15 protein-coding genes are annotated in these 16,063 nt (G+C 69.0%); 7 read left to right on the plus strand and 8 right to left on the minus strand.

Features of this window, described 5'->3' with window-relative positions:
• The first annotated feature begins 5 nt into the window (after nt 1–5).
• The 3 genes from IEY31_RS06645 to IEY31_RS06655 all read left to right on the plus strand — a co-directional run bounded on the left by IEY31_RS06645 (nt 6) and on the right by IEY31_RS06655 (nt 2,498).
• Nucleotides 6–356 (plus strand): hypothetical protein, encoded by a 351-nt coding sequence (locus tag IEY31_RS06645; RefSeq protein WP_188970221.1) that lies wholly within the window; start codon nt 6–8, stop codon nt 354–356.
• Nucleotides 357–389: 33 nt separating this feature from the next.
• A complete protein-coding gene (locus IEY31_RS06650; protein ID WP_188970223.1) occupies nt 390–779 on the plus strand; it encodes a hypothetical protein in 390 nt (129 codons plus the stop codon).
• Nucleotides 780–920: 141 nt separating this feature from the next.
• A complete protein-coding gene (locus IEY31_RS06655; protein WP_188970225.1) occupies nt 921–2,498 on the plus strand; it encodes an L-glutamate gamma-semialdehyde dehydrogenase in 1,578 nt (525 codons plus the stop codon).
• A 195-nt stretch (nt 2,499–2,693) separates the two neighbouring features.
• Here the strand turns inward: IEY31_RS06655 and IEY31_RS06660 are convergent, their stop codons facing one another.
• Nucleotides 2,694–2,972: a cold-shock protein gene (locus tag IEY31_RS06660; protein ID WP_029476324.1), complete on the minus strand. Its 279-nt coding sequence runs from the start codon at nt 2,970–2,972 to the stop codon at nt 2,694–2,696.
• 352 nt (nt 2,973–3,324) lie between these two features.
• Here IEY31_RS06660 and IEY31_RS06665 point away from each other — a divergent pair, with 352 nt between their 5' ends.
• Together IEY31_RS06665 and IEY31_RS06670 are read left to right on the plus strand one after the other, a co-directional pair.
• Nucleotides 3,325–3,852, plus strand: a complete 528-nt coding sequence (locus IEY31_RS06665) for a gamma carbonic anhydrase family protein (protein WP_188970227.1) — start codon at nt 3,325–3,327, stop codon at nt 3,850–3,852.
• A gap of 325 nt (nt 3,853–4,177) precedes the next feature.
• Complete coding sequence (locus IEY31_RS06670; RefSeq protein WP_229723369.1) at nt 4,178–5,077, plus strand: hypothetical protein; 900 nt, start codon at nt 4,178–4,180, stop codon at nt 5,075–5,077.
• A 58-nt stretch (nt 5,078–5,135) separates the two neighbouring features.
• Here IEY31_RS06670 and IEY31_RS06675 read toward each other — a convergent pair whose 3' ends face one another.
• The 4 genes from IEY31_RS06675 to IEY31_RS06690 form a co-directional block, all read right to left on the minus strand.
• A complete protein-coding gene (locus IEY31_RS06675; RefSeq protein ID WP_188970229.1) occupies nt 5,136–5,999 on the minus strand; it encodes an SDR family oxidoreductase in 864 nt (287 codons plus the stop codon).
• A gap of 290 nt (nt 6,000–6,289) precedes the next feature.
• Entirely contained in the window at nt 6,290–8,635 is a 2,346-nt protein-coding gene (gene recG, locus IEY31_RS06680) for an ATP-dependent DNA helicase RecG (protein ID WP_188970231.1), read from the minus strand.
• 109 nt (nt 8,636–8,744) lie between these two features.
• Nucleotides 8,745–9,638, minus strand: coding sequence for a phosphotransferase family protein (locus IEY31_RS06685; protein ID WP_229723370.1), 894 nt, complete (start codon nt 9,636–9,638; stop codon nt 8,745–8,747).
• 39 nt (nt 9,639–9,677) lie between these two features.
• The gene (locus IEY31_RS06690; RefSeq protein WP_229723371.1) at nt 9,678–10,721 is read right to left on the minus strand and encodes an HD-GYP domain-containing protein; all 1,044 of its coding nucleotides are present in this window, start codon (nt 10,719–10,721) and stop codon (nt 9,678–9,680) included.
• Between the two features lie 347 nt (nt 10,722–11,068).
• On the opposite strand from IEY31_RS06690, the gene IEY31_RS06695 reads away from it, so the two are divergent.
• Nucleotides 11,069–12,349 carry an RsmB/NOP family class I SAM-dependent RNA methyltransferase gene (locus IEY31_RS06695; RefSeq protein ID WP_188970234.1) on the plus strand — a complete coding sequence of 427 codons (1,281 nt, stop codon included), beginning with the start codon at nt 11,069–11,071 and terminating at the stop codon, nt 12,347–12,349.
• 10 nt (nt 12,350–12,359) lie between these two features.
• Nucleotides 12,360–13,028, plus strand: a complete 669-nt coding sequence (locus tag IEY31_RS06700) for a hypothetical protein (RefSeq protein WP_188970235.1) — start codon at nt 12,360–12,362, stop codon at nt 13,026–13,028.
• A 65-nt stretch (nt 13,029–13,093) separates the two neighbouring features.
• On the opposite strand, the gene deoD is transcribed toward IEY31_RS06700, so the two are convergent.
• Genes deoD through IEY31_RS06715 form a run of 3 tightly spaced genes read right to left on the minus strand, consistent with a single transcriptional unit; the run spans nt 13,094 to nt 16,021 of the window.
• The gene (gene deoD / locus IEY31_RS06705; protein ID WP_188970236.1) at nt 13,094–13,804 is read right to left on the minus strand and encodes a purine-nucleoside phosphorylase; all 711 of its coding nucleotides are present in this window, start codon (nt 13,802–13,804) and stop codon (nt 13,094–13,096) included.
• Between the two features lie 28 nt (nt 13,805–13,832).
• A complete protein-coding gene (locus IEY31_RS06710) occupies nt 13,833–15,020 on the minus strand; it encodes an alanyl-tRNA editing protein (protein ID WP_188970237.1) in 1,188 nt (395 codons plus the stop codon).
• On the minus strand, nt 15,017–16,021 hold the full coding sequence (locus tag IEY31_RS06715; protein ID WP_188970238.1) for a DsbA family protein: 1,005 nt from the start codon (nt 16,019–16,021) through the stop codon (nt 15,017–15,019). Before IEY31_RS06715 ends, IEY31_RS06710 begins: the two co-directional genes overlap by 4 nt.
• Nucleotides 16,022–16,063: the final 42 nt, after the last annotated feature.

Genomic DNA, 16,063 nt, shown 5'->3' on the forward strand with positions numbered 1-16,063 from the left:
CGCCCATGACTGACCGCCTCGCCCTGCCTGCTGCCGCCGCCCTCGCCGTGCTGACGCTGGCGCTGTGGGTGTATCTGCTGCTGTTTCAGACGGCGGGGGTGCAGGTGGCCAACCGCAGCGGCGCGGTTCTCGGCGGCCTGACGGTGTGCCCGGCCAGCGGGAAGTGCCTGCACCGCGCCCACCTGTGGCCGCACCAGACGTGGCAGATTCCGCTGGACCGCCCGGCGGGTGAGCCGCTGCGTCTGACCGTGCGGGAGGTAGGCGGCCAGCGGCAGATGCTGTTGCATACGCCCAGAACCGCCGAACGACGCGCCTCGTTCGTGGTGGGTCAGGGCGGACGGATCGTGGTGCAGTAGAGCGGTCCTGCGTGGGTGGGCCACAATGGTCCGGTGAGCGAACCCCGTCCCCGAACGCCTGTCTTTTCCCTGGGCGCTGCCTCCCGCAAGCGGCCCCCGGTCACCCCGGCGCGACTGGCGGTGGGAGCGGCGCTGTTCAGCGTGTGCGCGCTGGGCGCGTGGCTGACCATGCCCCGTCCGGACGTGCGCGTCATCAACGCCAGTGGGCAGGCCGTGACGGTCACGGTCCGGGGGGAGGGGTCGGCGGCCACACGCACCCTGGGCGTGGACCGGGTCTGGGCGGTGGAGCAGGCGTTTCCGGCCGGGCCGCTCCGGTTTCAGGTCAGGCTGCCGGGCCGCCCCGGGGTCAGCACGGCGCTCGCCTCCCCGGTCCTGCCGCTGCGCGTGGCGATTGGGGAGGACGGGCGCGTTGCTCCCCGCTAGCTGACCTGTCATTTGCCAGCCGGGCGGCGAAGAATGGCCCCTGCCCACAGCCTGTCGCGGCCGGATCAGCGCGTCTGAAAACGCCGCCTCACCAGCGCTGGGCGGCGTGTTAGCCTCAGCCTCAAGCACAAGGAGGCCTTTATGACAGACACTCTTGCGGGCGGTTTTCTGCCCTTCGAGCACGAACCCTATTTCGATTTCGCCCAGACCGACGTGGCGCAGGCCCAGCGTGCGGCGTTCCGGCAGGTTCGTGAGCGGTACGTCGGGCAGCACTTTCCGCTGTACATCGGCGGCCAGCGCGTGGAGGGCGGCAAGACCTTCGAGGTCCGCAATCCCGCCGATACGCGCGAGACCGTGTGGCACTTTCCAAAAGCCACGCCGCAGCAGCTGGAGCAGGCCATTGACGCCGCGAAAACAGCTTTCGAAACGTGGCGCTTCAGCGATCCGCTGCAGCGGGCCACCATCTTCAAGCGGGCGGCCGAGCTGCTGCGGGCACGCCGCATGGAGTTCAACGCCGTCATGACCCTGGAAAACGGCAAGAACTGGCCTGAGGCCGACGGCGAGGTGGCCGAATCGGTGGACCACTTCGAGGTCTTTGCCCGCGAGACGCTGCGCTGGGCAACGGGCAAGCCGGTGTACCCGATGCCCGACGAGCACGTCACCACCGTGTACGAACCCATTGGTGTGGTGGCCTGCATCAGCCCCTGGAACTTTCCCAGCGCGATTCCGCTGGGCATGGCGCTGGGCGCGATTGCTGCGGGCAACACCGTCGTGTGGAAACCGGCCAGCGAGACGCCCCTGAGCAGCCTGCTGCTGGTGGAACTGCTGTACGAGGCCGGGCTGCCCAGAGACGTCATCCAGTTCATCACCGGCACCGACGACGTGCTGGGCGATCCGCTGGTGGACCATAAGGACATCCGCATGGTGGCCTTCACCGGCAGCCGCGAGATCGGGTGCCGCATCTTCGAGCGCGCCGCGAAGGTGCAGCCCGGCCAGAAATGGCTCAAGCGTGTGATGGCCGAGATGGGCGGTAAGGACCCCACGGTGGTCTGTGCCGATGCCGATCTGGAGGCCGCCGCCCTGGGCATCGTGCAGAGCACCTTCGGCTACGCGGGCCAGAAATGCAGCGCGTGCAGCCGTGTGATAGCCGAGGACAGCATCCATGACAAGCTCCTGGAGATGGTCACAAAACTGGCGGCAGAGGTTAAAGTCGGCCTTCCCGAGGAGAACGCGCCGCTGGGTCCGGTGATCAGCGCGAGCAGCGCCGAACGCATCATGCGGTATGTGGAAAGCGGCAAACAGTCGGCCCGGCTGGTGCTGGGCGGCGAGCGGGCGGATGTGGGCGAACGGGAGGGCGGCTACATGCAGCCGACGATCTTTGCGGATGTGGACAGCACCGATCCCCTGTTTCAGGAAGAAATCTTTGGCCCGGTGCTGGCGTTTTCCAGGGCACGCGACTGGCGGCATGCCATCGAACTGGCCAACGACTCGGACTACGGTCTGACTGCTGCCTTTTACAGCCGCGATCCGCACAAGCTGGCCGAGGCCCGCAAGCTGATGCAGGTGGGGAACCTGTACCTGAACCGCAAATGCACCGGGGCGCTGAGCGGCACGCACGCCTTCGGCGGCTACGGCATGAGCGGCACCAACGCCAAGGTGGGCGGCCCCGATTACCTGTTCTGGTTCCTGCAGACCAAGACGGTGGCCCAGCGCTACTGAACGGGATGGATTTGTCGGGCAGGCGCTGGCAACGGCGTCTGCTCTTCTATTGTGCCGGGAGGGGAGAGCGCCGGCAAGGCATCGGCTGCGTGTCGAGAATTGCTTCCGCCTCCACGTGCCGCACACGAAAAGCGGACGCCCGAGAGCGTCCGCAAGAGAAAGAAAAGTTGAATTCCTGATCAACAGATCAGGGGTTTACCAGCGGCTGCCGCCACCCCGGTTTCCGCCGCCCATACCGCCGTTGCCGCCCATGGGGGCAGGTGCAGCGTTGGTCACGACAACGTTCTTGGCCTGGGGGCCTTTGTTGCCCTGGCCAGCTTCGACTTCGAATTCCACTTCGTCGCCTTCGTTGAGCTTGCGGAAACCGCCGCTCTGGATGGCGCTGTAGTGCACGAACACGTCGGGGTTACCCGGGTGCTCAATGAAACCGTAGCCTTTCTCAACGTTAAACCACTTTACTCGTCCTTGAGCCATAAATCTCCTTGCATCTCCAAGTCCGCCGCCCGGTTGGCTGCCCTCTGGGCTGCAACCGCACAATGGCGCGGGGCTTGAGACAGGCGTAGTATCGCACGTTCCGGCCCCCGCATGTAAAAGTGTGAAGGATTCGGCTTGATGGCTCAGGGTTCCTTTCCCTTCCAGCCGCGCCGCAGGCCTCTTCTTAAACCGGGTTCAGCCGTGGGCCCACCGGGGCGTCCCGCCCTTGACGGCTCCGTTCTCAGCGGCTACGCGGCGGCGTGCTAGCCTGGGCGCAGCTTCATTTCAATTCGCCAGACGTGGTGCCGGCGGGGATTTCCGGCCGTCGCCAGGTCCGGCCCCGGAGGACAGTGTGCCGCTTTATACCTTGCAAGGACTCACTCCTGAAGTCGATGCCACGGCCTTTGTGGCCCCGAGCGCCGAGGTGATTGGGCGGGTGTTCATCGCCGAGCGGGCCAGCGTGTGGTTCGGCGCGGTGCTGCGCGGCGACATCGAGGCCATCACGGTGGGGCCGGGCAGCAACGTGCAGGACGGCGCGGTGCTGCACACCGACGCCGGGCACCCCTGTGTGCTGGCCGTTGACGTCACGGTGGGCCACCGGGCCATCGTTCACGGCGCGGTGTGCGGCCCCGGCAGTCTGGTGGGCATGGGCGCGGTGATGCTCAGCGGCTCCAGCCTGGGGGCCGGGGCCATGCTGGGGGCAGGAGCGCTGCTGCCCGAAGGAGCCCATGTGCCCGACGGTATGCTGGCCCTGGGTGTGCCGGCCCGTGTGGTGCGGGCCGCCCCCCAGGGTGAGCACGCGGCCCGCTACGTCCAGAATGCCGCCCGTTACAATGGGCACCTCCGGCTGGCCGGTCCCGGCACTGCCAAGCAGCGCTGAAGCCGCAGTCTGCCCGTCCGCTCCACAGACCGACTCCGCTCCGCCCCACGACGAAGCGCCCCACAGCCCCGAAGGAACTGGTGGAACATCCGTGACCGAAGATCCCAATTCACCCCTGAACCCACAGCACCCCGAGCCGGGGCGTACGGAGCCCACGGGTCCCGAGCCCGCGCGGCCTGAGCCCCGGCCAGCGGCCCCAAAACCTTCCACCGCCAGGGGCCAGTCTTCCCGGTCAGCTTCCAACGCGGCGCCGAAAGTGTCGCCGGAACCCTTGGCAGACCCTCCCGCTGACTCAGCCATCCGGGTGACGCCCTCTGAGCAGGCCATGAGGTTCCGGCCAGCGGCGGCCCCGGACAGTCAGGAACAGGACGCGTCCGCGCCACCGAATCCGGCAGACCAGAACCCGGCAACACAGGTCTCCTCGACACAACCGGCTACCGCGCCCACCGAGGAGCTGGCCGAGCTGATTCCGGAACTGACGCCGATGTTTCCCGGAGCCTCCCCGTTTCTGGCACGCTTCCTGCCGCACTCGCCGCCCACCTACGCCGGGCTGAACGAGAGTTTCTGTGACCTGCACGCTTTACTCAAGTACCTGCACGAGCATTCCTGGTACGGCTACCTGTACGCGGTGCTGGGGGACCAGACCGCCTACGTGCTGCTGTTCGAGGGCCGCACCGTCACCGCCGCCGCCGCCAGCGCGACCGGGGAACAGGCACTGGGCGAATTGCTCAACCTGTACGAGCAGGGCGCGTCGCTCAGCGCGCATCCGCTGAGCCCGGCCTACGCCCATGTACTGAGCGGCATCGGGTCGCGGGCCTGGAAGTTCAACCTGACCGAGGACTTCACCGGCCTGCACGCCCGGCCCACCGGAGCAATCTTCTACTCGCGCGGCGAGATCGTGGCGACGTTGCCCGCCACCCTGCCCTACGAGGGCGCGTTCCCGGCCCCGCTGCGCCCGCAAACGCTGATCCTGCCGCGCAGTCTGGCCGGCTGGGCGCACCACCACTACAACCTGACCCTGCGGGGCCGCGACGGAATGAACGCCATCACCGACGTGTATCAGGTGTTCAGGAGCGAGCACGGCGCACCGGGCATCGCTTTCCTGCGGGCGCTGGGCGAGAAGCTGACACCTGCCGAGTACGCCATGCGCTCGGATGCGGCGCTGCACGATCTGGAGCCGATGGTCCACAGCTTCCTGAAAACCGGGTACATCCGCGAGGTCTAACCAGAACAGCACAAAGGGGCGGGGTGAGGAATAGCATCCTCACCCCGCCCCTTTGTGCTTAGCGGATGGCCTGCTGGCCACGCCCATCCGGGGCGGGGGAGAGGGAGGCGGGGTCACCCACGTACCCCTCGCTCAGCTGCCACAGCCGCAGCGCCGCGCCGTCGTCCAGCGCCTGCGGGGCAGGCAACCTATCTCGCGACTCTACGAAGTAGCGCCCCGACACCAGAATGCGGTCCGCCGCCAGATGAATACTGGTCTGTGCCCCCTGCTCGGGGCTGAGGCCAAGGCGGCTGAACTGTCCAAAGACCCTGCTGTCGGGACCAAAATTGGTGGACACGAAGCCGGGATGCAGGGTGTTGGCCTGCATCCACGGTTCGCGCCGCGCCAGCTCCCGCGTGAACAGGATGTTGGCCAGCTTGCTCTGGCTGTAGGCGCCCCATCCGCTGTAGCCGCGCCGGAATTCGGGATCGTCGAAGCGGATGCGGCCCATGACATGTGCGCCGGAGGAGACCGTCACCACCCTGGGGGCCTCGCCCGCCCGCAGCAGCGGCAACAGTTCCCGCGTCAGCAGAAAGGGGGCGAGGTGGTTAAGCGCCCAGGTCAATTCCACGCCCTCGCGGCTTTCCTGACGCCCGCTGTACAAGGCCCCGGCGTTGTTGACCAGCACGTCCAGCCGCTGGACCCGGTCGCGGAATTCGGCGGCCACCTGCCGCACCTGCGTCATCTCGGTGAGGTCGGCAATCAGCGTTCCGGCGGCCCCGATCTCCTGGGCCACCCGCGCCGTCTTGCCGGGGTCACGGCCCAGCACCGTCACGGCCGCTCCCCGCCGCGCCAGTTCCCGCGCCGATTCCAGCCCGATCCCGCCGGTGGCGCCCGTGACCAGCACGCTTCTGCCCTTCATGCTCTGCCTGCCTTGCGTCATCCGCCCAGCATACGGGCCGGGTGCCGGGCACACCGGATGTCTGCATGCCAGATAAAGGGGCCGCCGCCAGGCCAAAAAGAAAGGACCCGATCCTTTTTCGATCCGGCCCCTCGGGGCGCTGTGAGCTTCACCCGGCCCACCTTTAAGTTGTGCGCTGTGACAGTAGCGTACGCCACCGGAAGTCACAGCGTTGTCACCACAGATGAGAACCGGCCTGTGCTGCCTTGACTGGAGAGAAAGGTCCCGGTCCGGATGTTGTCGGACGCGGCTGCGGTTCCTGGATGCCGGGGCTAGATCACCTCGCGGTACGCCACGCTCTCGCTGCGGTTCTGGAGTTCGCTGCGCAGGTATTGCAGCCGGGGATGCTCCAGCCGGGGATCGTGCGCCAGGATGTGCTTGGCCAGTTCGCGGGCACGCTCGATCACCTCGGTGTCATTGGCCAGATCGGCCAGCCGCAGGTCGGGAATGCCGCTCTGGCGGGTGCCGCGCAGCTCGCCGGGGCCGCGCAGTTTCAGGTCCGCCTCGGCGATCACGAAGCCGTCGGTGGAGCCCTCGATGATCTTCAGGCGTTTGCGGGTCTTCTGGCTGTGTTCCCCGGCGATCAGCACGCAGTAGCTCTGCTGGTGGCCGCGCCCCACCCGGCCCCGCAGCTGGTGCAACTGCGCCAGCCCGAAGCGCTCGGCGTTCTCGATCACCATTACCGTGGCGTTGGGCACGTCCACGCCCACCTCGATCACCGTCGTCGAGACGAGGATGTCGAACTCGTGGGCGCGGAAGCGCTCCATCACGTGGTCCTTCTCGGCGGCGCTCATGCGGCCGTGCAGCAGGTCAATGCGGGCCTCGGGCAGAATGGTCTTGAGGTCCTCGGCCAGTTGCGTGGCGGCCAGCAACTCCAGCGTCTCGCTCTCCTCGATCAGCGCCGTGACCACAAAGGCCTGCTGCCCCTCGCGGATCTGCCGCATCACGAAGCCGTAGGCCTGAACGCGGTGGGTGTCCTGCAGCAGCTTGGTCTCGATGGGCGTGCGCCCCGGCGGCAATTCGTCGATGATGCTCAGTTCCAAGTCGCCGTAGGCGGTGAGGGCGAGGCTGCGCGGAATCGGGGTGGCCGACATCACCAGTACGTCCGGGCGGCTGGCCAGCAGCCGGCGCCGCTGCTGCACGCCGAAGCGGTGTTCCTCGTCCACCACTGCCAGCCCCAGGTTGTCGAAGCGCACGTTCTCCTGAATGAGGGCCTGGGTGCCCACCACCACGTCCACCTCGCCCTGGGCGATACGGGTCTGCATCTCCAGCTTGTCTTTCGGGGTCATGGCGCCGATCAGCAGGCCCACCCGCACGTCCAACTGGCCCAGGTAGCCGCGCAGGTTGGCGTAGTGCTGCCGCGCCAGAATCTCGGTGGGGGCCATCAGCGCCCCCTGGTAGCCGTCGCGCACCGCCAGATACAGGGCGCAGGCCGCCACCGCCGTCTTGCCGCTACCAACATCGCCCTGGATCAGCCGGGCCATCTGCTGATCGCCGCGCATGTCGTCGGTGATTTCCAGCAGCACGCGGCGCTGGGCATTCGTGAAGCGGAACGGCAGGGCGGCCTCGAAGCGGTTGATGTCGTCGCCGGTGGCCTGGAAGCGTTTGCCCTGGAGCACCGAATCCTCGCCCTGCAGCAGCATCCGCAGTTCCAGGAACAGGTATTCGTCGAAGCGCAGGCGGGAGGTGGCCCGCGTCAGGTGAGTCTCGTCGCTGGGGAAATGCAGGCCCCACAGTGCGTCGGCCAGATCGGTGACGCCGTACTTCCGGCGCCAGTGGGCCGGCAGGTAATCGTCCAGCGGCGCGGCCCCCAGCGCCCGGAAGGCGGCGCGGCGCAGGAACTCCTGCGAGATGCCGTCCTTGGCGTCGTACACGCCCACGATGCGCCCGGTGCTGAGGCTGTCCTGAGCGTTGTCCAGCGTTTCATGATGCTCCACGCCCAGCTGCACGCTGCGGCCAAATTTCTTGACCCGCCCGGTCAGCACGAGCGAGGCGCCCTCGCGCAACTGCTTTTCCACCCATGGCTGGTTGAACCACGTCGCCTTGACCCGCCCGCCCGACGGCGTTTCCAGGGTCACGTCGATAACCAGCATGCCGGGGCGCGGGCTGCGGCGCGATTTGGCCACCACCCGGCCCTCCACCGTGACCTTCTGGCCCTCTTCCACATCCGACAGGTCAGGCAGGGCGCGGCGGTCCTCGTGGCGGTGCGGGTAGGCGTGCAGCACGTCCCTGAGGGTATGCAGGCCCAGCGTCTGCAATTTGCGCGCTCCGCCAGGGCCGGTGTCCAGCCGGGAGAGTGGGGCGTCGATGGGCAGGCGTTCGCCGGGTGCGGCGGTGGGTACAGCCTGACGCGCGGCGGGGCGGGGCGTGCGGGCCGGCTTGATCTTCTCGCTGTCGGCCAGTTCGGCCAGCGCCGTTTTCAGGACGTCCTCGCGCTCGGGGACGCTCAGGTCGCCGTAGCCGCCCAGCAGCTCACGCACCCTGGGGAAGGGGTTGCCCAGCGACGAGGCCAGCAGCCTGTCCACACCGCCCGCCACCACCCGGTTCTGACATCCGGCGGCCAGCTCGGCGGCCAGCGGTCGCCTGAGCCGTTCACGCAGTTCTGTCACCGTTGCCACGCCTTGCCACCTCCCCCTCGCCCTTCACGGGCCGCAGGCTAGCAGAGGCGCAGGCGGGCGTCGGTGAGGCGACTCGCTGTGCCTGCCCCCCGGAAAACGTGCTGTTCGCTCAGCCGATTTCCGGCAGCCGCGCCAGCGCGTGCCGGGCGCGGGCCACCTTGAATTCCTTCTGGGTGTCGAACTCGTACGGCTCGTTCATTAAAAACCAGTACAGGTCGTGCAGTGTGGTCAGGGCCAGGTAGGCGCGGTAGCGGGTCAGGGTGGCGGGGGTGTGGTCCGGCAGGAAGCTCAGGGCCGCTTCCAGGCTGTGTGCGGCGCCCAGCAGGTCCAGCGTGCCGGTCTTGAGCAGCGCCAGATCGCGCAGCGGGTCGTCCCAGTCGGCCCGCGTCCAGTCGATCAGCAGGACCTCGCTGCCCCCGCCGTTCTCCTCTGCCGCGCCTGCCCGGCCCCTGTCCGGGACGGGCGAACCGGCGATCAGGATGTTGTCGTGCCACATGTCCAGGTGGCAGAACGCAGCAGGCTGGTCCAGCAGGCCGCGCTCCAGCGGCAGTTCCACCGCGTCGAACAGATCCGGCAGCGGGTAGGCCGCCAGGGCGCGGCGAAAGCGCATCAGCCGCTCGCGTACCTTTGCCAGATTGACGCGTCCCTGTTGCTGGGTGTGCAGCCGGGCCACGATCTCTTGAAGGCGCGGCAGGGCGCGGGGCACGTCGGCGGCGCGCAGGGGATGACCCGCAAACCGCCGCATGATCAGCACCTCCACGCCGTCGGCCTCGGTGACACCCAGCAGCCACTCGCCCATGCCGGCCTGAACCATGTTCCGGGCCTCGGTGCGGTGCTGGCCTTTGTGGTTGCGGTAGATCTTGACCACCGCCGCGCCATCGGGCGTGGTGTACACCCGGCTCTGCATCCCGGAATCCATCGGGGTCAGGGCGCCGTAACGGGCCTCAAGCTCGGGGAAACGCTGGGGGCGCGGCGTGCCGGGCGGGGTGGGGCGCAGGGTCACGTCCGCCTCACCGGGGCGGCCCAGCCGCAGGCACCCACGTCACTTCGCGGGCGGCTCGGCGCTGACCTTTTCCATGAGCCCCACCAGACGGGGGTCAAGCCCCTTGCCGGCCTGGGCGCGCAGCCGCTCAGGGTCGCCCAGGCGCACGTGGGCGTTGGCGACGGCCAGAATCCGGGCGTACAGCGGGATGTCTTCCCCGGCCAGTTTGTCGGGTTCGCCCTGCCCGTCCCAGCGTTCGTGGTGGTGGCGGATGGCCTTCTGCGCCTCGGCCAGATGCGGCACGCCGTGCAGGAAATTCGCGCCGAACTGGGGGTGGCCCTGCTCACCGTGAATCTTGCCCAGATCGTGCAGGGTGGCCGCGAACCACACCTCGTCCAGTTCGCGCTCTGCCAGACCCACCGCGCGGCCCAGCTTCACGCTGGCCTGGGCCACCGCCTGTGCGTGGCCCAGGCCGTCGAATTCCTGGCTCTCGAAGGCCTCCACCACTGCGCTGCTGACCTGCCGCGCCGCCAGCCTCCAGTTCTCGCGGCCCTCCAGCAGCCCCAGCAGCGGCGCGACGGCCGCGGCCCAGTGGGTCACCAGTTCCTGCGCGCTGGGGCCGATGTCCTCCGAGGAATTACGGTCCAGCACCAGAGCCCCCAGATTGCGCCCCCGGTCCGAGACCGGCACCACCAGTGACAGCGCCACGTCGCGCATGCCGCAGGTGTCCAGTATCCCGTGCAGCTCCGGCGGATTGGCCTCGTACAGTTCGCGCGAGCCGTCGCTCAGTGCCCGTGTCCGGGCGGTGGTCCACGGGCCGGACAGCGGCGTGCCGACCAGCGCCTTGGGGTAGCCGAACACGGCGGTGACGCGGTCCTGCCCCGGTCCCCGGCGCGTGACCGCGTAGCCGCGCAGGTTGCCGCCCAGCAGGAAGCTGGCGTGGCTCAGCGTGCCTTCCAGCACGCCCTCCTGGGTGGGGCGGGCCAGCAGATCGTTCAGGACGCGCACCGCTTCCATGTCGCCGGCAGAAGCGCTGGGAGCAGGAACGCGGGCCTCGGCGGACGCGAGCGGAGGCGGCTGGGGTGGGCGGGGGCGTCGGAACACGGTAGAGGCAGTATAGCCGTGCGCCGGGGGCCGGACATCGGTCAGTCTGCGGGCGTGTGCAGACTGGTCTGCCGCCCCCCCTCCTGTGCCCATCCGCCGTCTGGCTTACCGTCCCATGCGACTTCTGGTGGATGCGCGGCCCCCGGCGCACGGCGCACACTGGGCTTACTTTCGGGTGGGGCCTCCAGTGGGAGCATCGACAACCCGCCCGCAAAGTTCAGGCCCTCCCGTCCGAGTGAAGATGGGGGGCCGTTGCTGTGGGTCCGGACACGCCCGGCCTCAGTGTTCGCCCAGACCCTGCCCCCGTGACCTATCCAAGCCCGCCGCAGCCCGTATGCTGGCCCCGGATGACCTTCACACCCCGGCCCAGACCCGAAGCCTTCAATCCGGCCCGTGAACTCGCCGTGCGGGTGCTGCTGCGCGTGCTGGCGGGCGAGACCTTTGCCGCCCCCGCGCTGGACGCCGCGCTGCAACAGACCCGCCTGCCGGGCCGGGACTCGGGGCTGGCAACGCACATCGTGTACGGCACGCTGCGCCACTTTCCCAGCCTGGACACGGCCCTGACCCCGATGCTGACCGGAGACACCCACCCCAAGGTCCGGACGCTGTTGCTGGCCGGGGCCTTTGAGAAGCTGTATCTGGACACGCCGCCGCACGCGGTGGTCAGCGAGTACGTGAATCTGGCGCGCGGGGCGCGGCTGGCCCCGCCGGGTCTGGTCAACGCCGTGCTGCGTCGTATCGAGGCCCCCGTACCGTCAGAGGTGACCCGCACCGAGCTGCCGGGCTGGCTGGCCACCACCTTCCGCGCAGTCTACGGTGAGGCGGCCGACACAGTCTTTGCCGATCTGCTGGCCCCGCAGCCCCTGTGGATGAGCGTGTCGGATGCCGGGTTGCGCTCGCTGGAAGCCGAGGGCAGCCGTGTCACCCCTGGTCCGCAGGGGGCGGACCGGGTGGAACTCTCGCGTCCCCTGCGCGAGACCGAGGCCTTTGAGCGCGGCTGGGCGCAGCCGATCAACCCGGCCAGCCTGGCCTGCGTGGACGCGCTGGGCGAGGTGGCGGGCGAGCGGGTGCTGGATCTGGCGGGCGGAGCGGGCATCAAGGCCGCCATGCTGGCCGCACGCGGAGCGCAGGTCACCAGTGTGGACCTGCTGTCCCGCAAGCACGAGCAGGCCCGCGCCAACCTGACCCGCCTGGGCCTGCGGGCGGATTTTGTGACCCATGACCTGACCCGGCCCATCGACCTGGTCCCCGCCGCCCACGTTCTGCTGGACGCGCCCTGCACCGGCAGCGGCACCCTGCGCAGCCATCCGGAGATCAAGCTGCGGCTGACAACGCACGCGGTGGCGGCGGCGGCGGCGCTTCAGGCCCAGATGTTGCCCAACGCCGCCGCACTGGTGGCTCCCGGCGGCACGCTGGTCTACTCGGTCTGTTCGGTGACGCCGCAGGAGGGGCCGGAGGTGGTGGCCGGATTCCTGGCCGGGCACCCGGAATTCGTGGCCGAGGCGGTGCCGGGGCTGGAGGTGCCACACGTTCCTGCTGGAGACGGCCTGCTGACCGTGCCAGAGGGGGGGATTGACGGTTTCTTTATCGCGCGATTGCGCCGCCGCCCCGAGACGTCCGTCGGCTAGGCTGGCCCCTATGACCCTTGCGCGCTGGCTGCTGCCTGCCCTGCTGACCCTGAGCGCTGCCGCCCACGCCCAGGCCGCGCCGAACTGCGCCCTGGCCACTGCCGTGGACGACGCGGCGTACGCCACCCTGACCATCGGCCAGTGGAGCGAGGCTGATCAGGACAATGCCGCCTACAACTGGGCGGAGTGCCGTGCAGCCCGGCTGAGAAAGGAACTTGGGGCGTTTCCCAGGCTCGGCGTCCGGCTCGACGGCCTGCGGCAGCAGTACCGCGAGATGAGGGCGCTGGAGGGGCAGCTGGCCGGCATCCGCGCCGGGGGCGGCACGCTTTACAGCCACGCCGTGCCCCGGATGTACCCAGGTCTGGAGTACCAGTTGCACAGCCTCTCGGCCCTGGCCCGCAGCGCGCTGGGGGCGCAGACTGGGCAGCTATACGGCCAGAAGATCGCGCAGGCCACCGCCGGTCACATCGCGTACATCGCCACGCTGCGGGCCTACAGCCCTGCTCCCGACGAGCAATTCAGCACCTACAACCCCCAGGCATGGAAGGTGGCGGTGGACCGCTATGAGGCGCTGGGCCGCGCCGTCATGACCACGCTGGGCAGCCGGAGCGACGCAGCCACAGCGCTGGGCTACAGCATCCTGAACAACACGACGTTTGGAGCCGGCGACCCGTATTGAGCTGCCAGTGAAAGTGAAGGAGCCAGTCAGATTTTCGATCCGACTGACTCCCTCACTTACGGGTCTTATTCCAGGCCCAGCGCGGCGTCCAGCGCCACCTCGATCATCTGGTTGAAGGTCTGCTGGCGTTCCTCAGAGGTGGTCACCTCGTGCGTGACCAGATGATCGCTGATGGTCAGGATGGTCAGCGCTTTGACGCCGTGCTTGGCGGCCAGGGTGTACAGCCCGGCGGCCTCCATCTCCACAGCCAGGACGCCGTAGTCGGCCCAGATCTTGTACTGGTCAAAATCGTCGTGATAGAAGGTGTCGCTGCTCATGATGTTGCCGACGTGCGTGGTGAATCCGCGTTCCTGGGCGATCTGGTAGGCCCGCATCAGCAGTTCAAAGTCCGCGATGGGGGCGAAGGTCTTCTCGCCGAAGCGGATGCGGTTGATGCTGCTGTCGGTGCTGGCGGCCTGGGCCAGCACGATGTCGCGCACATGTACGTTCTCCTGGTAGCTGCCGGCCGTGCCGACACGCACCAGCGTCTTGCAGCCGTAGTCGGTGATCAGTTCGCTGACGTAGATCATCGAGCTGGCAATGCCCATGCCGGTGCCCTGCACGCTGACGCGCTGGCCCTTGTAGGTGCCGGTGAAGCCCAGCATGCCGCGCACGTCGTTGTGCTGGACCGGGTTCTCAAAAAAAGTCTGGGCGATGTGCTGGGCACGCAGCGGGTCGCCGGGCAGGAGGACAGTTTCGGCGATCTGGCCGGGTTCGGCGTTCAGGTGAATGCTCATGGGGAGACAGGTTAGCAGGGCCGGGCCTTTATAAGGAGTGGGCTGGGGCCAGGGCGCCGCGCACCGCCGCAAAGAAGTCCGCCGGGTTCAGCGTGGCGCCCTGTGCCAGATCGGGCCGTCCGCCGCCCTTGCCGCCGGTGACGGCCAGCGCCGCCCGCAGCAGCTCGCCTGCGTGAACGTCCGGCTGCCCGCTGGCAATGCCGCAGCGTCCGCCGGGGGCCAGGGCCACCCGGACCTCACCGGCGGGCACACCGCTCAGGACCGGCAGCAGCAGGGCCGGGTCAGTCAGCGTCAGCGTCCGCCAGCCCTGCCCATCGGGCAGCGTCGCCGTGACCAGCAGGTGGGCGAGGCTGTCGCGCAGGCCCGCCGCCTGCGCCTTGCCCGCCGCGAGGTCTGCCCGCAGCGCCTCCACCCGCCCGGCCAACTGCTCCACCGGCACGCTGAAGGTCTGGGCCAGGGCGCGGGTCTCGCGGTACACGCCGCCGAGGTATTCGCCCGCCTCCTCGCCCGCCATGAACACCACGCGGGTCACGCCGCCCCGGATGCGCTCGGTGCGCAGGACCACCACCGGGGCCGCCAGACTGGCCTGCGGAACGTGGGTGCCCCCGCAGGCGCTGACGTCGAACGGTTGACCGTCCGCGCCCTTGAAGATCACCAGCCGCACCTGACCGCGCACGGCCGCCGCGCGGCGCAGCGGGTAGCGGGACAGGTCCTCCTCGGGGACGGTGGGCGTGTCCAGCGTCAGGGGGCGCCGGGCCAGCGTTTCGCGCAGCAGGGTCTCGGCGGCACGCACGTCGGCCTCGCTGGGCTCACCGCGCAGGTCCAGGGTGCATTCGGGGTGGGTCATGTTGACGGCGTCCACGGCAAAGGCCGGGTTAACGCGCACGAAAGCCTGGGCCAGCAGATGTTCGCCGCTGTGCCGCGCCATGTGCCGCCAGCGCCGCGCCGCGTCCACCTCGCCCGCAACTGCTGTGCCGACGGCGGGCGGCGGGCCGTCCAGCATGTGCCAGATCAGGCCGGTCGCCTTGTCCTTGCGTGTGTCGGTCACGCAAGCCTCGCCGCCCGGCCAGCGCAGGACGCCGTGGTCAGCGCCCTGGCCGCCACCCGCCGGGTAGAAGGCGGTGGCGTCCAGCGCGACTTCCGAACCGCTCACCGCGTGAACGGTGGCCCTGAAGGCCAGCTGGCCCGGGTCCTGATGGTAGAGGGGCCGGGTCAAGGCCGGGCGCCCTCCACCGCGCGGGTGAACCGGATCAGCTCCAGCAGACCCGCCGTGTCGTAGGCATCGGCAGCCTTATAGGGGCCGACGAACACGCTGGGCGTGCTGTTCAGGCCCAGCCGCCGGGCCTCGGCCAGCCCGGCGTCCACGGCTACCTTGCCGCCCCGCACCGTCAGACAGGTGTTGAAGGTGGCGGTGTTCAGGCCCGTTTCGGCAGCCAGGGCGGTGAAGGTCTGGTCCGCTTTGCCCGTCAGCCACGACTGATCGCGGAACAGCGCGTCCTTGTAGGCCCAGAATTTTCCCTGCTGGGCGGCGCATTCGCTGGCCTCGGCGGCGGGGCGGGCCAGCGGGTGGATGCTTTCCAGCGGGAACTGGTGGAACTCCACACGCACGTCGTCCGGCAGGGCCCGCAGCAGGGCGGGCAGCGTCTCGCTCTCGAACTGGCGGCAGTACGGGCACTGGAAATCGCTGTAGACGCGCAGCACCACGTCGTCCGTTCCGGCCTTGCGGGCCGGCAGGGCGTTGACGGTTGGCGTGAAGTTGCCGTCCGGCACGCGGGCCAGTTGCAGGTCCACCACCACCGCCTCAGCAGTCGCCTTGATGGTGACCAGGAAGGGGTCCGCCTCGACCGTGATGCCCTTCAACAGCTGTTCTCCAATGCCCTCACGGTTCAGGAAGCCGAGCATGGGTTCGGCCAGCCCGGCCCCGAAACCGCTGAGCAGGCCGGTCAGTCCGGCCGCCCGCGCTGCGGCCTTCGGGGACTGGGTGACGGTGATCGTCGCACCGGTCAGGTACATGTGCCGGACCTGCAGCAGCGCGGACGAGCCGTCGGCAAAGGTCAGGACGTTGGCGCTGCCCAGCGCGGCCTTCTCGGCCGTGAGCCTGGGGCTGCTGAGAAACGGTGTCAGCGGCTGGCCCACCTGCGCCCCGGCCCCGCCTGCACACAGCGCGCCCAGCAGGAAGGCCCGGCTCAGAAGGTTGAGATTGGCTGGAAGTGGCATGGCTTCATGCTAAGGCACGCCCGCCACCCGCAGGTCCGCCGC

It is taken from the genome of Deinococcus aerolatus (assembly GCF_014647055.1).
GTDB classification, from domain to species: domain Bacteria; phylum Deinococcota; class Deinococci; order Deinococcales; family Deinococcaceae; genus Deinococcus; species Deinococcus aerolatus.